We start from the raw sequence: 17,114 nt of genomic DNA on the forward strand, positions 1-17,114 counted from the left end.
GTGCCCAGTGAGGAACTTTGCCGACCGCCCGTTCGTCCTCATGGGCGAAGGAGGCTTGCTGCCAATGACCCATTCGCTGCGCCGAGCAGGGGCCGCGATCGCGGCTCTGATCACCGGTCTAATCGTCGTCCTTGCGCTGTCCCCTGCCGCCAACGCGGCGGCTCCGCCTGACGCGAAGTCGGTGGCGTCCAACTGGACGAAGGCCCCGCTCTACACGGTGCCGGGCTCGGAATTGACGTCCGACCAGCAGAGTGAGATCAATGACGCCCTGAAGGGGGCCAGCAGCAAGATCTACGCTGTGGCCCTGCCCGACGGCAGCGTCGACGACTCCACCATTAAGACCTACATGACCCAGCTCAACACCGAGCTCTCCGCCGCGGGCCGCAACCGCGCGACGATCGCCGTCATCGACGGCACCACCCTGTTCGCGGGTTCGAGCGCGCTGCGCCAGACGGGCCTGGCCGGTGAGCTGGCCAACCGCGCGGTCAACGCCAACTCCGGCGACCTCGTGGCCGGCATGAAAGACTTCGCCAACCGCGTCGACTCCGCGGCCGAGGGCAAGACCAAAGCCGCCCTCGACCCCGGTAGCCAGGCCAACCCCGGCGCCGGCGGCACCGCGGCCCTGATCGCCCTGGGCGGGCTGGTCGTGGTCGGCGGTGGCGGCTACTTCCTCTACTCCAGCAACAAGAAGAAGAAGCGGGCCATCCAGGAGGCCAAGGACCTGGCCGCGGTCAAGCAGACCGTGGAAGAGGACGTCACCAAGCTGGGCGAGGAGATCACCGCCCTCGACACCGACGTGACGCTGGCCGGCGATGGTGGCAAGCACATCGACGAGTGGCAGACGGCGCTGGACTCCTACGAGAAGGCGAAGACCCAGCTCAACGCCGTCCAGCGGCCCGACGAGGTCCGCGAGGTCACCCAGACCCTCGAAGACGGCCGCTACGCGCTGGCCGTCGTGAAGGCCAAGGTCAACAACGACCCGGTGCCCGAGCGGCGCGCCCCCTGCTTCTTCAACCCGCAGCACGGCCCGTCCACCCGTGACGTCCGCTGGGCCCCGCCCGGTGGCGCGGCGCGCGACGTACCGGCCTGCAAGATGGACGCGGAGGCCGTGGAGCGCGGCTTCGACCCGCAGATGCGCGAAGTCATGGTCGACGGCCAGCGCAGGCCCTACTACGACGCGGGCCCGGCCTACCAGCCCTACGCCTACGGCTACTACGGCGGCTTCGGCGACATCATGACCGGCATGTTCATCGGCACCATGATGGGCAGCATGCTGAGCGGCGGCTTCGGCTACGGCGGCGGCTACGCGGACGGCGGCGGCGCAGACGCGGGCGGCGGCGACTTCGGCGGCGGAGACGGCGGCGGCGGCTGGGGCGACTTCGGCGGCGGAGATTTCGGCGGCGGCGACTGGTAACCCTTCACAAAAGCGCTCCCCAAGAACTTTTTGGGGAGCGCTTCGCGCTTTCCAGACAAGGTCGTACAAGTCGGCTCCAAGCAAGGCCCTACGCGTTCGGGAAGCACTCCGCGCAGCCGGCTCCGGGCTGTGCCCGTGGGGAGCCCACCGCAGATCCTCGCCGGAGACCTCCCGAGCCCCCGCGAGTCCGCCCGCTCCTCTTGTCGCCCACGACGGAGCGGTGAGCCATCAGGACGGCCAGGCAACAGGCACCGGAACAGAGAGACGACGGGGCCACGAGACGGCGAGAAGCCAGGACGCTGAGAAGCCTTACCAACGCTCCACGAGATGCTCGCGCCCACTCGGCGGCTCATACGCCTCCGGCCAGTAGTCAGTGACCTGACTGATCAGCCCTTGCTCAGACATCTCAAACCAAACGCACGCGTCCTGCCGCTCGGCCCCGACCCGGGCATCGACCCACACAGCCGCGTGACGGCCATCGGCGACGACGCGCCGCACCTCCAGGTGCCAATCACCGGGATATTCCCTGTTGAACCGCAGGAAGGCCGCCTTCCCCCGGATCCGTTCGCGGGTCTGCGGCATCTCGTAGACCATGTCCTCGGCCAGCAGCGCACCGAAGCTCTCCCAATCACGCCGCTCGGCGCTGTCGATGTAGGCGGTAACAGCCTGCCGGGTCCTGCCTGTCGTGTCCATGCGTCGAACCTATCTTCGACTACCGACAACAACCGCCACCCGGCCCGACGGCGTACATCGAGATCCGGCCTTGGGCACCATGGGAGCATGCTCATCGTCCTCGGCGGCCTGCCCGCAACAGGCAAGACGACGCTCGCCCGCCTCCTCGCGAAACGCCTGGGCGCGATCCACGTGCGCATCGACACCATCGAACAGGCGATCGTCCGCTCGGGCCTCGCCCGGCAGCCCCTCGGCCCGGTCGGCTACGTCGTCGGTTACGCCCTGACCGAAGATCACCTCAACCAGGGGCTGACGGTGATCGCGGAGTCGGTGAACCCCTTGACGATCACCCGCGACGCCTGGCGCGAGGTGGGCGTCAGGGTGGGCGTGGCGGTCGCGGAGGTGGAGGTGGTCTGTTCCGACCCGGCCGAGCACCAGAGCCGGGTGTCCTCGCGTTCGATCGACATCCCCGGCCTGGAGTCGCCCGACTGGCAGCAGATCGTCGAACGCGAATACGAGCCGTGGAACCGCGACCACATCACGATCGACACCGCCGGCCGTACGACGGAGGAATCCCTGGAAACCCTCCTCCGAGCACTCGACTCAGCCGCCCAACGCAGGAGCTGATGTCCCCGACTGCGACGGCGCTCAGGGCTCGGCGAGCGGGTTCGCAGCACGAAGAGGTGGTGGCTAGCGATGAGGCGACACCGCCCTGTACCGACAAGCCCCACAGTCGTTCGAACAGTTCGAATCGAGGCGGCTGGGGGTTATCGTGAGGTTGTGATTCCTCCCATGGGTAACATCACTGTCATGCCATCGCAGCCGCGCGAACGCGCCGCGCTCGTGGCGCTACTCCAGCGTCCGGGCGCGAAATGGGCTGAGGTCGGCCTGTCGGTCCTGGAGCGAGGAAGCGCAGTAGCCCTGCTCGGTTCCGAAATGAGGGTCCAGGAGGCACTCTTCACGGAGGCCGACCCCATGGAATCAGCGATCGCGGAGGCGGAAGGCGCGCTGGCACAGTGGGAAGCGGCAGGCATCACCGTGCATACGTGTCTCGACGATGACTACCCGAGCCGGCTGCGCAGCATTCACCAGATGCCCCCGATCCTCTTCACCCGGGGGCAAGCCGCGGCCGATCACCGTGCCATCGCCGTAGTCGGCACTCGGCAGGCCAGCGACCAGGGGCTCCGCATCGCCTCAGCGGTCGCGAGAGACCTCGCGCTGAACGGGGTGACCGTGGTCAGCGGGCTGGCCAAGGGAATCGACACGGCCGCGCATCGAGCCGCGCTCGAAGCGGGCGGCCGGACGGTGGCGGTCATCGGCACCGGCATCAACAGGTTCTACCCGGCGGAGAATCGCGACCTTCAGGAACGCATCGCTCGTGACGGCTTGGTGATCAGTCAGTTCTGGCCGGACAATCCGCCCAGCCAGCGAAGCTTCCCCATGCGGAATGCCGTAATGAGCGGTTACGCGGCCGCCACAGTGGTGGTGGAGGCGCCGTGGAAGAGCGGGGCAAGGATTCAGGCGCGCCTGGCGCTGGAGCACGGTCGCCCGGTGGTCATGCCGGAGCAGTTGCTGGAGCATGACTGGGCTCGGGAATATGCCGAGAAGCCAGGCGTTCATGTTGTTTCAAGTCTGCGGGAATTGCTCACGGTTGTGGAAAGATTGATGGCGGAACTCGACGCAGGCCCCGACTCTCTTCCGGAGATCTCCGCTCTTGCCTGGAGCAACTGACCCATGGGACGTCGCGCGACGACGCGTCGCGCAGCAGGCTCACTACCTGCGCAATGCACTCGAACCCGCGCCAGGGGTCTGCTACGTCTGCCGTGGTCCGGCGGGTGCGGAATGGACTCGTTGCTATACATGTGACCAACATCTGCGGGCGGCTCAGGCTCTCGCGGCAGATGCGGTGGTCCCCATCTCATATGCGGTCAAAGGGCGGCAGCATGCGCACGCTCTCGCGGCTTATAAGGCGAAGTTCCCCGCGAGAGAGATTCAGACCAATCTACTCAATTTGCTCCTTCTCTTTCTGACTGATCATCATGGCTGTGTCGCCAAGGTCGCCCGCGTCCAGCAGTGGACTCACGCCGCCGTAGTGCCCAGCACCAGGGGGCGCACCGGAGAGCATCCTCTTCGAACTCTAATTGGGACTCAACTGCGGTTTCCATGGGCACAGCTGACGGCAAACGCCGAAATACCACCCGAATCAAGGGCATTCCATTACGACAGATTCTTTGTAACGACGAATGACCTCGGCGGCGCCCAGGTGCTCCTGCTCGACGACACCTGGACCACGGGCGCCCGCGTGCAGTCGGCGTCGTACGCGCTCAAACGAGCTGGAGCGGCTCGAGTGGCGGCCATCGTGCTGGGCCGCCATGTGAATCCTGGATACGACGGATGGAAGCCGATTCTGGAACTCATCAAGAATGAGCCGTACCGGCAGGAGACCTGCGCGGTTCACGTCTGAGGCCGATCAGATGGAGGCGGCGGAGGATGGGCAGCGGGTTGCGGGAGGTCTGAGGGCGATCGCGGCTGATCATCCGGGTGGGACGGTGGCCGTGGTGGGGCGTGTCGCCGGTCTGACCGTCGAGCTCAATGTGTTGTGCGGGAGGGTTTGGGGAGCGCCTCTGCCGCACGCGGTGCCGGTCCCGATCGAGACGGATGGGGGGCGGTGGTGGTGTCGCTCCTGGCCGGGCGAGACGCAGAATGGCTGATGTGATCTATCTTGCTCAAGGGCCGCGAGTGGCCGTCCGGTACATCTGTCTGCAGGATTTCGACGAGTTGGCCGTCCTGCACAAGGAGAGTGCCGAGATGCTCGCCCGGTGGATGCCCGGTGCCCCGATCATCACGTTCGAGGATTTCGAGAGCTATCTAGCCAGGTTCGACGGGCCGGTGAACGAGGGGTTCGTGTTCTGTCTGCTCGACACCGGCGCGATCGTCGGCCGGGTGAACGTCAACAACATCATCCGGGGCACCCACCAGAGCGCGACCATCGGCTACTCCGCGTACGCCTCCACGACCGGTCGCGGTTACATGACCGAGGGGCTCGGGCTGCTGGTCAGGCATGCGTTCGGCGAGATGGGGCTGCACCGGCTGGAGGCGAACATCCAGCCGTCGAACACCCCGTCCCTGAGCCTGATCGAGCGCGTCGGTTTCCAGCGCGAGGGATATTCACGGAACTTCCAGTACGTCGACGGCGCCTGGCGCGACCACGAGCGGTGGGCCATCACGGCGGAGATGGCGGCATGACGATCACCCGGGAGAGCGCCCGCGTGCTGCTGATCGGCGCCGACGACCGGATCCTGCTCTATCGGGGGCTGCTGCTGCAGGTGGAGAACCCGCCGTACGCCTGGTTCACGCCGGGCGGGGGCGTCGATCCCGGAGAGAGCCTGAGCCAGGCCGCCGCCAGGGAGCTGCGCGAGGAGCTCGGGCACATCGTGGCGCCCGAAGAGCTCGGCACGGTGGTGGCGACCAGCGAGGGCACGTGGTCCCTGGCCGGGCGGCGGTACGCCTCCCGCGACTCCTACTTCCTGCTGCGCGTGGACGGCCTGGAGGTCGACACCTCCGGCATGGACGAGGACGAGCGCGCGGTGACCGACCGGTTCGAGTGGTGGCCGGCGGACGGGCTGCCCGGCGGCGACGAGCCCGTGGTGCCGAGGGCGCTCGGCCCGCTGATGGAGCGGCTCATCGCCGGAGACCTCCCGGCCACGCCGGTGATCCTGCCCTGGCACCTGCTGAACGACCGTGGCGCATGACCCGGACCGTGCCGTGTGCCAAAGGCCCGCGGCGGCGTCGCCGGCGGACAGCAGCTCGACGCGCAGCCCTGCGGTGGCGAACTCCGCCGCCGCCTCAATGCCCGTCAGCCCGCCGCCGACCACCGTGACCGAGCCGGTCTCCGCCAGCCGGGCGCGCAGCCGGGCCACCTCGTCCGCCGTGGCCAGCGAGTACGCGTGCGCCCCGACTCCCGGCACGGCGCTGCCGCGCGGGTTGACCTCAACCTTTCTTGAGGTAGCACTCTGGTTCTCGAAGGAGGAACACCATGCCGAAGAACCGAGTGATCATTTACGAAGAGGCCGGAGCCGACCCGCGGGCCGATGTGATGGCGGTCGAGAACGGGCACGGCCGCACCCGCGTTCGCGCGGTGTCCGAGCCGGCCCAGATGGCGGACCTGGTAACGGCCCTGGTCGAGGAGGGGGTCGATCAGGTCGAGTTGTGCGGCGGGTTCGGGGCCGTGTGGCATGCCGAGGCGCGCCGGGCCACGGGCGGGAAGGTGCCGGTGGGGGCCATTTACTACGGGTTCGAGTCGTTGACCTCCGTGGCCTCGTACAAGGAGCGCTTCGAAGCCGGCGAGGCGCTGTCGGAGGCGTTCATCATCGTGCACGAGGGAGCCGACCCCGAGGTCGACCGTGTGGTGCGGGAGAAGGACGCGGGCGGCAGGACCACGTTCGTGGCGGTGCCGGACGCCGGCGCCGCCGGCGAGGTGGCCGGGAAGCTGGCCGGTGAGCTGCAGCTCATCGAGCTGTACGGCGGCGAGGGGCCCGAAGGGGCCGAGCCGGTCATCAGGGCGGTGGACGCGGGCGTGCCCGTCGGCGTCAGCGGCTACCGGCGCTGACCTCAGTCCGTCGGCAGGAGCGTCCCCAGAGGACCGAGGTCGAGGTTGAGGTCCTCTGGGGACAGGCCGAACCGTTCGCACAGCTCGGTCATCGCATCCTCCAGGCGCATCAGCGTCACGCCGAGCACCTCGACCTGCTCGTCCGACAGGTTGCCCCCGTCCATGCGGCGTACGCACTGCCGCTCCACGAGCTGGCGGACCAGCTCGACCAGGGTGAGGACGAGACGACTCAGGTCGCGTTCGACCGTTTCCGAGTCGGCGGCGATGCGCCAGCGGGGTGTCTCCACGTCAGGTGCTCTCGTCGAGCGACCTGAGCACGGTGCGCAACGAGATGTGCACGAGGTCCACGTCGGCGATGGACAGCACCAGGTCGCCGGTCACCACGACGCCCCCGGCCAGCAGCCGGTCCAGCAGGTCGACGAGGGCCACGCGCTCGGGCGGCAGCAGTTCGCTGGCCACCACGTCCCGTCTCACGTCGCCTCCATGACCGTGAACGAGTAGGGCGCCCAGGGGCCGGTCAGCCGCAGGTCCACGCCGTCCCCGCCCAGGGTTTCCGCCAGCGCGGCGAACTCGTCGGCGCGGGCCTCGTCCACCAGGTAGGCCCCGTTGAGCAGCATCCAGTCGTTCCGCCCGGACAGGCTGGAGTCCTGGGGGCGGTGGCGATGGGTGGCGGCGGCCAGCCCGGACAGCGCCCGGTGGATGTGGTCGGCGCGGCGGACGGCCTGGCCGCGGGCCTGCTCCCGGCCGCGCAGGCTGGCCCGGCGGCGTTCCAGGTAGGTGGTGCCCGGCCGGCCAGGATGCCCCGCGCTCGTGGCGACCGGCACCCGTGGCTCGGAGGCGGGGGCGGGGGCCGCGTAGGCCTTGACGCCCCATTCGCGGCGGCCGGTGACGCGCGTGAGCAGCCGCAGGAAGTCGTCCGCGCGCCGTTCCAGCAGGTCGCCCACCTGGTCGTCGTCCTCGTACACGGTGACGAGCCGGACCGGGGCGGCCGTGGTGGCCGCCGCCAGGGCGTCCACGACGGCGTGGTGGGCGCGGGCCGTCTCCGCCAGCCAGTCCAGGTCCTCCAGGGAACGGCGGAGGGGCTCCTCCCCGAACTGCTCCAGCGGCACCGTGCTCACGTACGCGACCAGCCCCGGCCGGCTGATCGTACGGACGGAACCGCCCGCCACCCCGGCCGGGCAGGCGGACAGCGGCTCGCGGGCCACCGCGTAGAGATAGGTGCCGTCAGGCATCGACCACTCCCCCCTCCTCCAGGACGGCCAGGCGGCGGCGCAGGATGCGGTTCTCCTCCACCAGCTCACGGTCGCGGCCCGACAGGTAGGGGTCGTGCTCCCACCAGTCGATGCCCAGCTCCCTGGCGGTGTCGACCGAGGCGATCAGCAGGCGCAGTTTGATCGTGAGCAGCTCGATGTCCAGGAGGTTCACCCGGATGTCGCCCGCGATCACCACGCCCCGGTCGAGCACGCGCTCCAGGATGTCGCCGAGGTTGGCGGGCTCACGGCTGCCCGGAAGCGCCCCGTACGATTGCTGGCCCATAGAGCCGGACGACTGGATTCTGTCCATGTCAGAACGCCTCACCGTTGGATCGCCGGTATCGCGATGTCCTGCGGTATGACAACAAACTGCCCTCCTGGTCGATCTTGACCTGGTAGACGGCGAGGATGTCGCCCGACGAGGGGATCCGGCGGTCCTCGACCACCTCGACGTTCACCATCCAGCCGTCGTCCGCGGGATCGACCGAGGTGATCCCCTCAACTTCCTTGGTGGTCAGGTCGGAGACATGGCGCACGCCCATACCTCCGGCCGTCACGGCCGTCAGCGCGGCCGGCTTCTCCTTCGCCGCGGCCTCACCAGAGGCTCGCGGCTTCTCGGCGACAGAGCGCCTGGCGGTCATCGGGTCACCTTCCGGTCGCCAGCTTCATTACCTGTTCAACGGCTTGCCGTTCTTCTTCCTCGGAGATCTCGCCGGCCGCCCTGGCCGCCTCGATCTCCTCCAGACGCCGCCGGACCGCGGCAGGATTGCGGGTCTCCCGATCGACCTGGTCCTGAATGACCTCGGCCAGTTTGATCAGCCCGCGGACCGGCAACATGGGCCAACTGAAGATCGTTCCTACCAGGCCCATGGGTAACACCTCCCGCTATCCCTGCGCGGTGACGAAGTCGTACGGCGCGAGCGGCCCGAGCAGCCGTAGCTGCACCCGGCCCGACCAGCGCTCGCCGAGCTTCTTCACCGCCTTCTCGATCGCCTTGTGATCGCTCATCTTGGAGAGCATGGCCAGGTGCACGGCGTCCTGTTCGTGCGTCGGCTCCCGTACGGCGGCCTGGGCGAACGTCCCGTCCAGGGCCTCGACGGCCACCTGCGTGTCCATGTTCCGCTTCATCTCGATCGAGGCCGCGATGATCTCGCCGAGCCGGATGCGCTCGTTCCTGGTCGCGTCCTCGTCCTTGCCGCGCATCGCCTCGCGCAGGGCGCCGGCCTCGGGGTTCTCGGCGAGAATCTCCGCGATCAGCGCCTGCTCGACGTAGCGGCCCTTGAGGACGTACTGGGCGTGGCCTTTGATCTGGTCCAGCGCGCTGAGGAAGTCGTCGTGGTGCGGTTCGAGCAGCTCTTCGACGACGGCCTCGGGACTGGCCAGCACCCCGCCGAACCGGAACGGCAGCACGGGGCCCTTCGCGATCATGGAGTCGAGCAACCTGGCGTGGGCCATGAAGTCCCCCGGCCGCCCCAGCGGCTGCTCCACGTTGACAGGGCTGACGACGGCCGCGATCTCGTCGTGCTTGATGAGCCGGACCTTGCCGGCCGGGTCGCCGAGCCCCTGTTCGTCAGGGAGCTTGGTGTTCGCGAGCACGACGCCGTAGACGTACGAGCCCATTTTCTGGCTCTGACGAGTGCCCTGCTTGGGCACGGAGGCTCCAGAGACCTCGGTGGATCGTCCCATGGCTAGTCTTCCTCTCGCTTCGCCCGCGTCTTGCGTGGCGCCTTGGGCTCCTGTTCGACGGAGACCTCGGGGGCCGACGCGGCCGGGGCGGGATCCCTTCTGGCCTCGCTGAGCTCGCGCAGCGTTTCACCGGCCTGCTCGACCACGCCCTGGATCGTGTCCTGGCTCGGGACGCCCTTCGCATCCTTGATGACGTCGGGCAGGCCCTTCTGGCTCTTGGACATGTCCAGCCTGTTCGCGGCTTCGGCGAAGCGCAGATACGTGTCCACGCTGGCTATGACGACACGTGCGTCGATCGTCAGGATCTCGATACCGACGAGTGAGACCCGGACGTAGGCGTCGATGACAAGACCCTTGTCCAGGATCGTGTCGATGACGTCGGCCAGGCCCGAAGAGCCTCCGCCGCCTACTCCGGCTGACGCCGGCTGCACAGACGTACTCATAAATTCCCCCCTCGCGAGGGCCAACCTGCCCGGGAAAACCCGAAAGAGAACCTCATAAGCGGAAAAACCGCCCAGACTTGGCACACGGAACGTCCGCGGCCGATTGCCTTCCGTAGTTTTGGGGCGAGGGGGTGTTTGCCTCAGGTGCTGGCGCGGACGGCCAACTGGGGCGTGAGGAGGGTGGACTCGGGGACCGTACGGCCCTCCAGCTTGTCCATGACCAGGCGGACGGCCTCCCTGCCCACCTCCTCGGCCGGGATCAGCACCGAGGTGAGGGGCGGACCGGCCCGCTCGGCCACGTCGTCGGGGCAGATCGCCACCACGGCCACGTCGTGCGGCACCCGGCGGCCGAGCTGGCGCAGCGCGGCCAGCACGTGGCTCACCGCGGACTCGTTGTGCACGACCAGGCCCGACAGCCCCGGCCGGTCGAGGAGGAGGTCGCGGACGGTTTCGTACACCTCGTCGAACGTCTCCTCGCAGGGCAGCGACACGCCCTTGAGGCCGTGGCCGTCCAGCGCGGCCACGAAGCCCTCCATGGTGCGGGTGGCGAAGCCGGTGCCCCGGTCGTAGACCACCGACGGCGCCCCGAGCAGCGCGATCTCCTCGTGCCCGCGCTCGGCCAGGTGCTCCACGCAGCGCGCGCCCGCGGCGGCGAAGTCGAGGTCGACGCAGGTCAGCCCGGCCGGCTCGGCGGGGAAGCCGATGAGGACGCTCGGCTCGGGCAGCTCGCGCAGCAGCGGCACCCGGCGGTCGTCCAGCTCCACGTCCATGAGCACCAGCGCGTCCACCAGCGCGCTCGCGGCCACCCGGCGGATGCCGGCCGTGCCCTCGTCGGCGGTCAGCAGCAGCACGTCGTGGTCGAAGCGGCGGGCCGCCGTGACGACGGCGCTGGCGAAGCGCATCAGAACGGGCACGTGCATGCCCGCCCGCAGCGGCAGCACCAGCGCGATCACGTTGGACCGCTTGCTGGCCAGCGCGCGGGCACCGGCGTTGGGGTGGTAGCCGAGCGCGCTGATGCTGTCGAGCACCCGCCGCCTGGTGCCGGCCGAGATCGTCCGCTTGCCGCTGAGCACGTACGAGACCGTGCTCACGGCCACGCCCGCGTGCTTGGCGACCTCGGCGATCGTGACCGTGCGCCCGCTCAAGCGCTCGCTCCCAGGTCGAGCCGGGCCAGGGTCACTCCGTCGTTCTCGAAGACCACATAGAGATCGTGCACCCCGCCGGGGGCCTCGAACGATGCCGTGACGGCGTGATAGTCGTACCGTTCGGTCCTGGGCACCGGGAAGGTGGCGAGGGCCCGGCCGTAGAGGGGGTCGCCGAGGCGGATGGTGATCATGCCGCCTTCCGCGCTGCCCGCCGTGGCCACGCAGGTCGCGCGGCCGGTCAGGTCCACCTGCCGGAACAGGATCCAGGCGCCCTCCGCGTCGGACCTGACGGCGTCGCCGTCCACCCTGGTCTCGTCCACGAACGTGATCGCGTCGTACTCGTCGTGCGCCGCCGCCCGCAATGGCCCCCTTTGAGGCGGGATGGTCTCGCCGACGACCTCGAAGCGGGCGCTCAGCCGCAGGTCGGTGGCGCTGCGGCCGACCATGAGCTGGTGCGGCGCGCTCTCCACGGCGAACCTGCCCCTGGTCACGTCCCAGAACGCCAGCTCGGAGACGGGCAGCTCCAGCGTCACGGTACGGCTCTCGCCCGGCGCCAGCCGGACCTTCTCGAACCCGCGCAGGCGGCGCAGCGGCTGCTTGACGCGGGAGCGCTGCTGGTGGGTGTAGAACTGCACGACCTCGACGCCCGGGCGCTCCCCCGTGTTCGTGACCGTGGCCTCGGCGCGCAGGACGTCGCCGGTGAGCCGGACGCTCAGGTCGGCGTACTCGAACGTGGTGTAGCTGAGGCCGTGGCCGAAGGGGTGCAGCGGGACGCCGCGGAAATACTGGTATGTCGCGTCGGAGGCGATGATGTCGTAGTCGAGCAGGTCGGGCAGCTCCTGCTCGGAGTGGTACCACGTCTGGGTGAGGCGGCCCTCCGGGTCGGCGTCGCCGAACAGCACCTCGGCCAGCGCGTGGCCGTACTCCTGGCCGCCGTGCGCCGACCACAGCACCGCCGGCACCTCGCCGTCGGTCCAGGTCAGCGGGTAGCCGCTGGTGATGACCAGCACGGTACGCGGGTTCGCCTTCCGCACGGCCCGCACCACGTCGTCCTGCGCGGGGGCGAGGGCCAGCGTCATGCGGTCCTCGGTCTCGCGGCCGTTGACCAGGGGATGGTCGCCCATCACCACGACCGCCACGTCGGCGGCGGCGGCCAGCGTGGCGGCCTGTTCGGTGCCGCTCCTGACCACGTCCATGGCCAGCCATACGGCCTGGTCGGCGTCGTCCACCAGGCGCAGCACGCCGTCGTCGCCGGTGCCGACGTAGCAGCCGGTCGAGACGTGGCGCAGGGCGAGCGTGCCGCGCGGGCGCTCCTCCATGCGGAACGTCTGGCGCACCTCCCACCCGTTCGGCCCCGGCTGGTCGTTGACCAGCGTCACGTCGTCCACGGAGACGAACCGGCCGGTCGTCACGGCGCGCAGCGCGTACGCGCCGCCGCCCCAGTCGAACAGGTCGAACAGGCCCGCCTCCGCCGCCCCCGCGCGCAGCGGCCCGCCGGCCGGGTCCGCGACGACCGGGCCGGCGTCGGAGGTCAGCGTCACCCGGTCCACGGCCTCGCAGAACACGGTCTCGCAGCGCTCGGCCAGCCCGCCGCGGGCGGTGACGGCGTAGGGCAGGGTGCCGCTGTACCAGTCCTCCATGAGCGCGTCGCCGAGCTGCCCGATCACCGCGACCTTGGTCACGTCGCGCAGCGGCAGCAGGCCGTCGTTCTCCAGCAGCACGAACGAGCGCCGCGCCGCCTCCCTGGCCAGCGCCTGGTGTTCGGGGCAGTTGACCACGTTGTCGTTGATGTCGTCGTACGGCGTCGCCGGGTCGAACTCGCCCAGCCGGAACCGGATCGACAGCGCGTGCCGGACCGCCGTGTCGACGTCCCGCTCGGCCAGCAGCCCCTGGGCGAGCGCGTCACGCAGGTGGCCGAGCGTGACCTCGGTGCGGTCGTCGTCCTGGGTGAAGCTGTCGAGCCCGGCCTTGACCGCGTGCGCGTACGCCTCGGGCAGCGTGTCGTGGTAGCCCTGCAGGGCGGTGAGGTTGCCCGGCGCGTAGGCGTCGCTGACGATCAGCAGGTCCGGCGCCCACGCGCGCAGCTCACGGCCGATCAGCGGGCTGAGGTGCGCGGGACGACCGTTGACCAGGTTGTACGAGGGCATCACGGCCACCGCCGCGCCCTCCTCGATGGGCTTGCGGAAGGCCGGCAGCTCGTACTCGTACAGCACCCGGGGCGGCAGGTTGCTGGAGGTCGTGCACCGGTCGGTCTCGTTGTTGTAGGCCAGGAAATGCTTGAGCGTGGGGGCCGTCTTCAGGATTTCGGGAGCGCTCCCACGGAGCCCACGCGCATAGGCCGTGGCCATGACCGCGGTCAGCCACGGATCTTCGGAGTAGCCCTCCTCGTTGCGCCCCCACCGGGGATCGCGCAGCGGGTTGACCACCGGCGCCCACACGTTGAGCCCCGCGCCGGCCGGGTCCTTGTGGTGGAAGGCCAGCACCTCGTCGCTGGTCGCGGCGCCGACCCGGCGCACGAGGTCGAGGTCCCAGGTCGAGGCCAGCCCGATCGCCTGCGGGAACACCGTCGCCGGGCCGAGCCAGGCCAGCCCGTGCAGCGCCTCGGTGCCCGTACGGAACGCGCCCAGCCCCAGCCGTTCGACCGGCGCCTGGTACTGGTGCAGCAGCCCCACCTTCTCGTCGAGGGTGAGCCTGCGCAGAAGGTCGTCGATCCGGTCATGAAGAGGCGCCGCTGGGTCACGGAAGGGGGGTTCTTGCATGATCATCCCTCTGAGAGTGTCGAAGCGCTTCGACGACCGGCCTGGGGAAGTTACGCGGACATTTCGGTGGGTTGACTGAAGGGTGCACTTCCCGGTGACCAAGGTCAAGGGATTCGCGAGATTCCTCCGGGCAATCTTCCCGAGTCGATGGAGTCGAGGACCCGTGCCGCGCCCCCCAGCGCGGCGGCGTCGTGGCCCAGCGTCGAGGCCACGACCTGGCAACCACCGGCTTCGGCGGCGATGACGCGGTCGGCCAGCTCGCCCTGGACCACGGGCAGCAGCCACGGCGCCAGCGGGACGTAGTAGCCGCCGAGGATGATCACCTCGGGGTTGAGCAGGTTGGCCAGAATGGACACGCCCCTGCCCAGGCTTCCGCCGACCGAGCCCAGCGTGGCCAGGGTGGCGGGGTCGCCCGCGCGCGCCAGGCGTACGACCTCCTCGATCTCGACCTGGATCTCCGCCGGGGACAGGTCCTTGCGCAGCACGGCGCCGATGCCCGCCATCGCCTCCAGGCAGCCGCGCCGGCCGCAGTGGCACTCGGGGCCGTCGGGGTCGAGCTGGACGTGACCGATCTCGCCGCTGTAGCCGAGACCGCCACGGCGCAGCCGGCCGTCCAGGATGATGCCCGCGCCGACGCCCATCTCACCGGTGAGGTAGACGAGGTCGGAGGCCCCCGAGTGCGCGCCGAAACGCTGCTCGGCCAGGGCCGCGAGGTTGGCGTCGTTGTCGACCTGGATGGGGAAACCGGGGTCGCGCAGCGCCTTGGCCAGGTCGCCGCCGATGTCGGCGTCGTGCCAGCCCAGGTTGGGCGCGATGCGTACGTTGCCCTGCACGTCCACCAGCCCTGGTACGGCCACCGCCAGGCCGAGCACGTGGCGTTCCTCCTTGGTCATCCGGTTGACCACCCGCCGCACGATGGCCCCCACCCCGGCCACCCCCTGGTTGACCGAGTCACCCCCGGAGAACGAGCGCCGCCACGTCAGCAGCCGCTCCCCCGCCAGGCCGGTGGCCACGGCCGAGACGGAGTCGACGTTGATCTCGACCCCGATGGCCGCGTAGGGCGAACCGTCGAGGACGAGCATCGTGGCCGGCCGGCCGACCCGGTTCTCGGTCAGGCCGGTCTCGCGGACGAGCCGCCGGTCGATGAGGTCGGCGACCAGGCTGGAGACCGTCGCCTTGTTCAGCCCGGTGGAGGCCGCGATGTCGGCGCGCGAGCACGGCGCGTGTTCGCGGACGAAACGGAGCACGACCGCGAGGTTGGTGGCCCGTACGTCGGCGAAGTCGGCCGGCTGAGGGCCGGTCGTAGAAGTGATCAATTCAGCCCCGTTCCCGCCAAGCAATGACCCCAGCATGCCGCATCGCGGGCCTCCTTCATCAACCTGTGACCACCGCACCGGGTTGTGGCTACGGTCACAGTCTACTAATTTGTTTGGTCGTAATACCAACTAATTTTAAGAGGACATCCCCCACTCCGAGAAGGGAGCGAGCGATGCCGGACTCCACGACTCGCCGCGGGTTCCTCGGCCTGGTCGGCGCGAGCGTTCTGGTAGCGGGCTGCGCCGAGAAGAAGACGGTCTCCAAGGGCACGGCGGTGGCCGCGGACAAGCTCAAGAACCTGGTACCCACCAGGATCCCGTTCGACATCCCCGGCCTCAAGCCGGACCTGCCCGGCAGCGAGTTCGTCGCGCCCGGCTTCCTGACCCGCCCGGCCACCATGGTCCAGGCCGTCACCACCAAGCCGCTGACCAGCGGCAAAGAGGTGACCGCGATGACCCCGCTGTGGGGCACCGTGCCGCCCGGGCTGGGGAGCAACTCCTACTACGACACCGTCAACGAGCGCCTGGGCGGCACCGTCCGCTTCAACATCTCCGACGGCAACACCTACGGGCAGAAGCTCAGCACCCTCCTGGCCAGCGGCGACGTGCCCGAGATGGTCATGGTGCCGAACTGGGAGCTCATCAAGATCGCCCACTTCACCGAGGCGGCCAACAAGCTCTTCGCCGACCTGTCCCCCTACCTGGCCGGCGACAAGGCCAAGGAGTTCCCGCTCCTGGCCAACTACGACACCGCCGCCTGGCAGTACGGCGTCTTCGGCGGCGTCCTGCAGGGCATTCCCTGGCAGAACGACCCGTTCCCGTTCGCCACGTTCGTCCGCCAGGACATCCTGCAGGAGATGGGACTCCAGCACCCCAAGGCCGGCGACGACCTCATCGCGCTCGGCAAGGCGATCACCGATCCGAAGAAGAAGCGCTGGGCCTTCGGCGGCGCCCTGGAACAGGAGATGCAGCGGGCCTTCGGCGCGCCGCGCGAGTGGCGCAAAAAGAGCGACGGGACCCTTGAGTACAAGTACGAGAGCGCCGAGTTCGCCGCCTCCGTCGAGTTCATGACCAAGCTCTTCGACGCCGGGTACGTGCACCCGGACGTCGTGGCCAACAAGGACGCCGACAACAAGGCCATCTTCGGCAGCGGCGAGATGGTCATCTACCGCGACGGCCTCGGCGCCTGGCACGAGGCCCTGGGCCGCTTCCAGGCCGACAACCCGAAGTTCGACATGCAGATCGTCGACCCGTATCCCGCGCACGCCGGCGGCACCCCGATCATGTGGCGCAACGAGCCCGCCAGCATGTTCGTCTTCATCAAGAAGGGCCTCGGCGACGCCCGCACCCGCGAACTGCTCGCGCTGTCCAACTGGGCCTCGGCACCGTTCGGCACGCAGGAGTACGAGTTGGTCTTCAACGGCGTCGAGGGCGCGCACTACAAGGTCGAGAACGGCAACATCAAGCAGACCGCGCTCGGGCGCAAGGAGGTCGCGCCGACGTACATGTTCCTGTCGGGCCGCCCCAACGCCAACGAGAAGAGCCAGTACAAGGGTCTCGTCCAGAGCCTTTGGGACTGGTCGACCAAGGCGTCGAAGCTTCTGGAGAACGACCCGTTCGTCGGGATCCGGGTGGAGACGCCCTCCAAGATGGCCGGGCTGGTCACGCCCACCGAGGACAAGATGCAGGAGATCTTCCGCGGCAAGCGCCCGGTCTCCGAATGGCCCAAGATCGTCAAGGAGTGGCAGGCCCAGGGCGGGAACGAGGCGCGCGAGTTCTACATGAAGGTCGCGCGCGAGAACGGCAGGTTGTAACAC

20 protein-coding genes and 1 pseudogene are annotated in these 17,114 nt (G+C 69.3%); 8 read left to right on the forward strand and 13 right to left on the reverse strand.

Annotation, left to right across the window (positions count from 1 at the left end):
* The first annotated feature begins 64 nt into the window (after positions 1 to 64).
* The gene (locus tag C4V41_RS62215) at positions 65 to 1,414 is read left to right on the forward strand and encodes a hypothetical protein (protein ID WP_103960671.1); all 1,350 of its coding nucleotides are present in this window, start codon (positions 65 to 67) and stop codon (positions 1,412 to 1,414) included.
* Between the two features lie 309 nt (positions 1,415 to 1,723).
* Here the strand turns inward: C4V41_RS62215 and C4V41_RS37090 are convergent, their stop codons facing one another.
* Positions 1,724 to 2,107, reverse strand: a complete 384-nt coding sequence (locus C4V41_RS37090) for a nuclear transport factor 2 family protein (RefSeq protein WP_103960672.1) — start codon at positions 2,105 to 2,107, stop codon at positions 1,724 to 1,726.
* An 87-nt stretch (positions 2,108 to 2,194) separates the two neighbouring features.
* Between C4V41_RS37090 and C4V41_RS37095 the strand changes: the two genes are divergently transcribed.
* The 5 genes from C4V41_RS37095 (at position 2,195) to C4V41_RS37120 (ending at position 5,838) form a co-directional block, all read left to right on the forward strand.
* Positions 2,195 to 2,713 (forward strand): AAA family ATPase, encoded by a 519-nt coding sequence (locus tag C4V41_RS37095; protein ID WP_103960673.1) that lies wholly within the window; start codon positions 2,195 to 2,197, stop codon positions 2,711 to 2,713.
* Positions 2,714 to 2,896: 183 nt separating this feature from the next.
* Entirely contained in the window at positions 2,897 to 3,817 is a 921-nt protein-coding gene (locus C4V41_RS37100; protein ID WP_103960900.1) for a DNA-processing protein DprA, read from the forward strand.
* Positions 3,818 to 3,992: 175 nt separating this feature from the next.
* The gene (locus C4V41_RS61015) at positions 3,993 to 4,550 is read left to right on the forward strand and encodes a phosphoribosyltransferase (protein ID WP_146103932.1); all 558 of its coding nucleotides are present in this window, start codon (positions 3,993 to 3,995) and stop codon (positions 4,548 to 4,550) included.
* Between the two features lie 248 nt (positions 4,551 to 4,798).
* Positions 4,799 to 5,332 (forward strand): GNAT family N-acetyltransferase, encoded by a 534-nt coding sequence (locus C4V41_RS37115; RefSeq protein WP_200824479.1) that lies wholly within the window; start codon positions 4,799 to 4,801, stop codon positions 5,330 to 5,332.
* Positions 5,329 to 5,838: an NUDIX hydrolase gene (locus C4V41_RS37120; protein ID WP_103960677.1), complete on the forward strand. Its 510-nt coding sequence runs from the start codon at positions 5,329 to 5,331 to the stop codon at positions 5,836 to 5,838. Before C4V41_RS37115 ends, C4V41_RS37120 begins: the two co-directional genes overlap by 4 nt.
* Before the next feature lie 45 nt (positions 5,839 to 5,883).
* On the opposite strand, the pseudogene C4V41_RS65510 reads toward C4V41_RS37120, so the two are convergent.
* A pseudogene (locus C4V41_RS65510) lies at positions 5,884 to 6,057 on the reverse strand (FAD-dependent oxidoreductase); the annotation flags it as partial.
* A gap of 65 nt (positions 6,058 to 6,122) precedes the next feature.
* Between C4V41_RS65510 and C4V41_RS61025 the strand changes: the two are divergent.
* Complete coding sequence (locus C4V41_RS61025) at positions 6,123 to 6,695, forward strand: DUF6506 family protein (protein ID WP_146103933.1); 573 nt, start codon at positions 6,123 to 6,125, stop codon at positions 6,693 to 6,695.
* A 2-nt stretch (positions 6,696 to 6,697) separates the two neighbouring features.
* On the opposite strand, the gene C4V41_RS37130 is transcribed toward C4V41_RS61025, so the two are convergent.
* The 11 genes from C4V41_RS37130 to C4V41_RS37180 form a co-directional block, all read right to left on the reverse strand.
* Positions 6,698 to 6,982, reverse strand: coding sequence for a gas vesicle protein K (locus C4V41_RS37130; protein ID WP_103960678.1), 285 nt, complete (start codon positions 6,980 to 6,982; stop codon positions 6,698 to 6,700).
* Between the two features lies 1 nt (position 6,983).
* Positions 6,984 to 7,169 carry a gas vesicle protein gene (locus C4V41_RS37135; RefSeq protein WP_103960679.1) on the reverse strand — a complete coding sequence of 62 codons (186 nt, stop codon included), beginning with the start codon at positions 7,167 to 7,169 and terminating at the stop codon, positions 6,984 to 6,986.
* Positions 7,166 to 7,927, reverse strand: a complete 762-nt coding sequence (locus C4V41_RS37140; RefSeq protein ID WP_103960680.1) for a GvpL/GvpF family gas vesicle protein — start codon at positions 7,925 to 7,927, stop codon at positions 7,166 to 7,168. Before C4V41_RS37140 ends, C4V41_RS37135 begins: the two co-directional genes overlap by 4 nt.
* Positions 7,920 to 8,258 carry a gas vesicle protein GvpJ gene (gene gvpJ, locus C4V41_RS37145; RefSeq protein ID WP_103960681.1) on the reverse strand — a complete coding sequence of 113 codons (339 nt, stop codon included), beginning with the start codon at positions 8,256 to 8,258 and terminating at the stop codon, positions 7,920 to 7,922. The genes C4V41_RS37140 and gvpJ (C4V41_RS37145) overlap by 8 nt, the downstream gene beginning before the upstream one ends.
* A gap of 1 nt (position 8,259) precedes the next feature.
* Positions 8,260 to 8,589: a gas vesicle protein GvpO gene (gene gvpO / locus C4V41_RS37150; protein ID WP_103960682.1), complete on the reverse strand. Its 330-nt coding sequence runs from the start codon at positions 8,587 to 8,589 to the stop codon at positions 8,260 to 8,262.
* A 4-nt stretch (positions 8,590 to 8,593) separates the two neighbouring features.
* The gene (locus tag C4V41_RS37155) at positions 8,594 to 8,818 is read right to left on the reverse strand and encodes a gas vesicle protein GvpG (RefSeq protein ID WP_103960683.1); all 225 of its coding nucleotides are present in this window, start codon (positions 8,816 to 8,818) and stop codon (positions 8,594 to 8,596) included.
* Between the two features lie 15 nt (positions 8,819 to 8,833).
* Positions 8,834 to 9,634, reverse strand: a complete 801-nt coding sequence (locus tag C4V41_RS37160) for a GvpL/GvpF family gas vesicle protein (protein WP_103960684.1) — start codon at positions 9,632 to 9,634, stop codon at positions 8,834 to 8,836.
* Positions 9,635 to 9,636: 2 nt separating this feature from the next.
* Positions 9,637 to 10,077 (reverse strand): gas vesicle protein GvpJ, encoded by a 441-nt coding sequence (gvpJ, locus tag C4V41_RS66450; protein ID WP_103960685.1) that lies wholly within the window; start codon positions 10,075 to 10,077, stop codon positions 9,637 to 9,639.
* Between the two features lie 140 nt (positions 10,078 to 10,217).
* Complete coding sequence (locus C4V41_RS37170; RefSeq protein ID WP_103960686.1) at positions 10,218 to 11,222, reverse strand: LacI family DNA-binding transcriptional regulator; 1,005 nt, start codon at positions 11,220 to 11,222, stop codon at positions 10,218 to 10,220.
* Positions 11,219 to 13,987, reverse strand: a complete 2,769-nt coding sequence (locus C4V41_RS37175; protein ID WP_103960687.1) for a glycoside hydrolase family 3 protein — start codon at positions 13,985 to 13,987, stop codon at positions 11,219 to 11,221. The genes C4V41_RS37170 and C4V41_RS37175 overlap by 4 nt, the downstream gene beginning before the upstream one ends.
* Positions 13,988 to 14,085: 98 nt before the next feature.
* The gene (locus C4V41_RS37180; protein WP_200824480.1) at positions 14,086 to 15,297 is read right to left on the reverse strand and encodes an ROK family transcriptional regulator; all 1,212 of its coding nucleotides are present in this window, start codon (positions 15,295 to 15,297) and stop codon (positions 14,086 to 14,088) included.
* Between the two features lie 173 nt (positions 15,298 to 15,470).
* Between C4V41_RS37180 and C4V41_RS37185 the strand changes: the two genes are divergently transcribed.
* Complete coding sequence (locus tag C4V41_RS37185; RefSeq protein WP_103960689.1) at positions 15,471 to 17,111, forward strand: extracellular solute-binding protein; 1,641 nt, start codon at positions 15,471 to 15,473, stop codon at positions 17,109 to 17,111.
* Positions 17,112 to 17,114 lie beyond the last annotated feature (3 nt).

It is taken from the genome of Nonomuraea solani, from assembly GCF_900108335.1.
Taxonomy (GTDB): domain Bacteria; phylum Actinomycetota; class Actinomycetes; order Streptosporangiales; family Streptosporangiaceae; genus Nonomuraea; species Nonomuraea solani.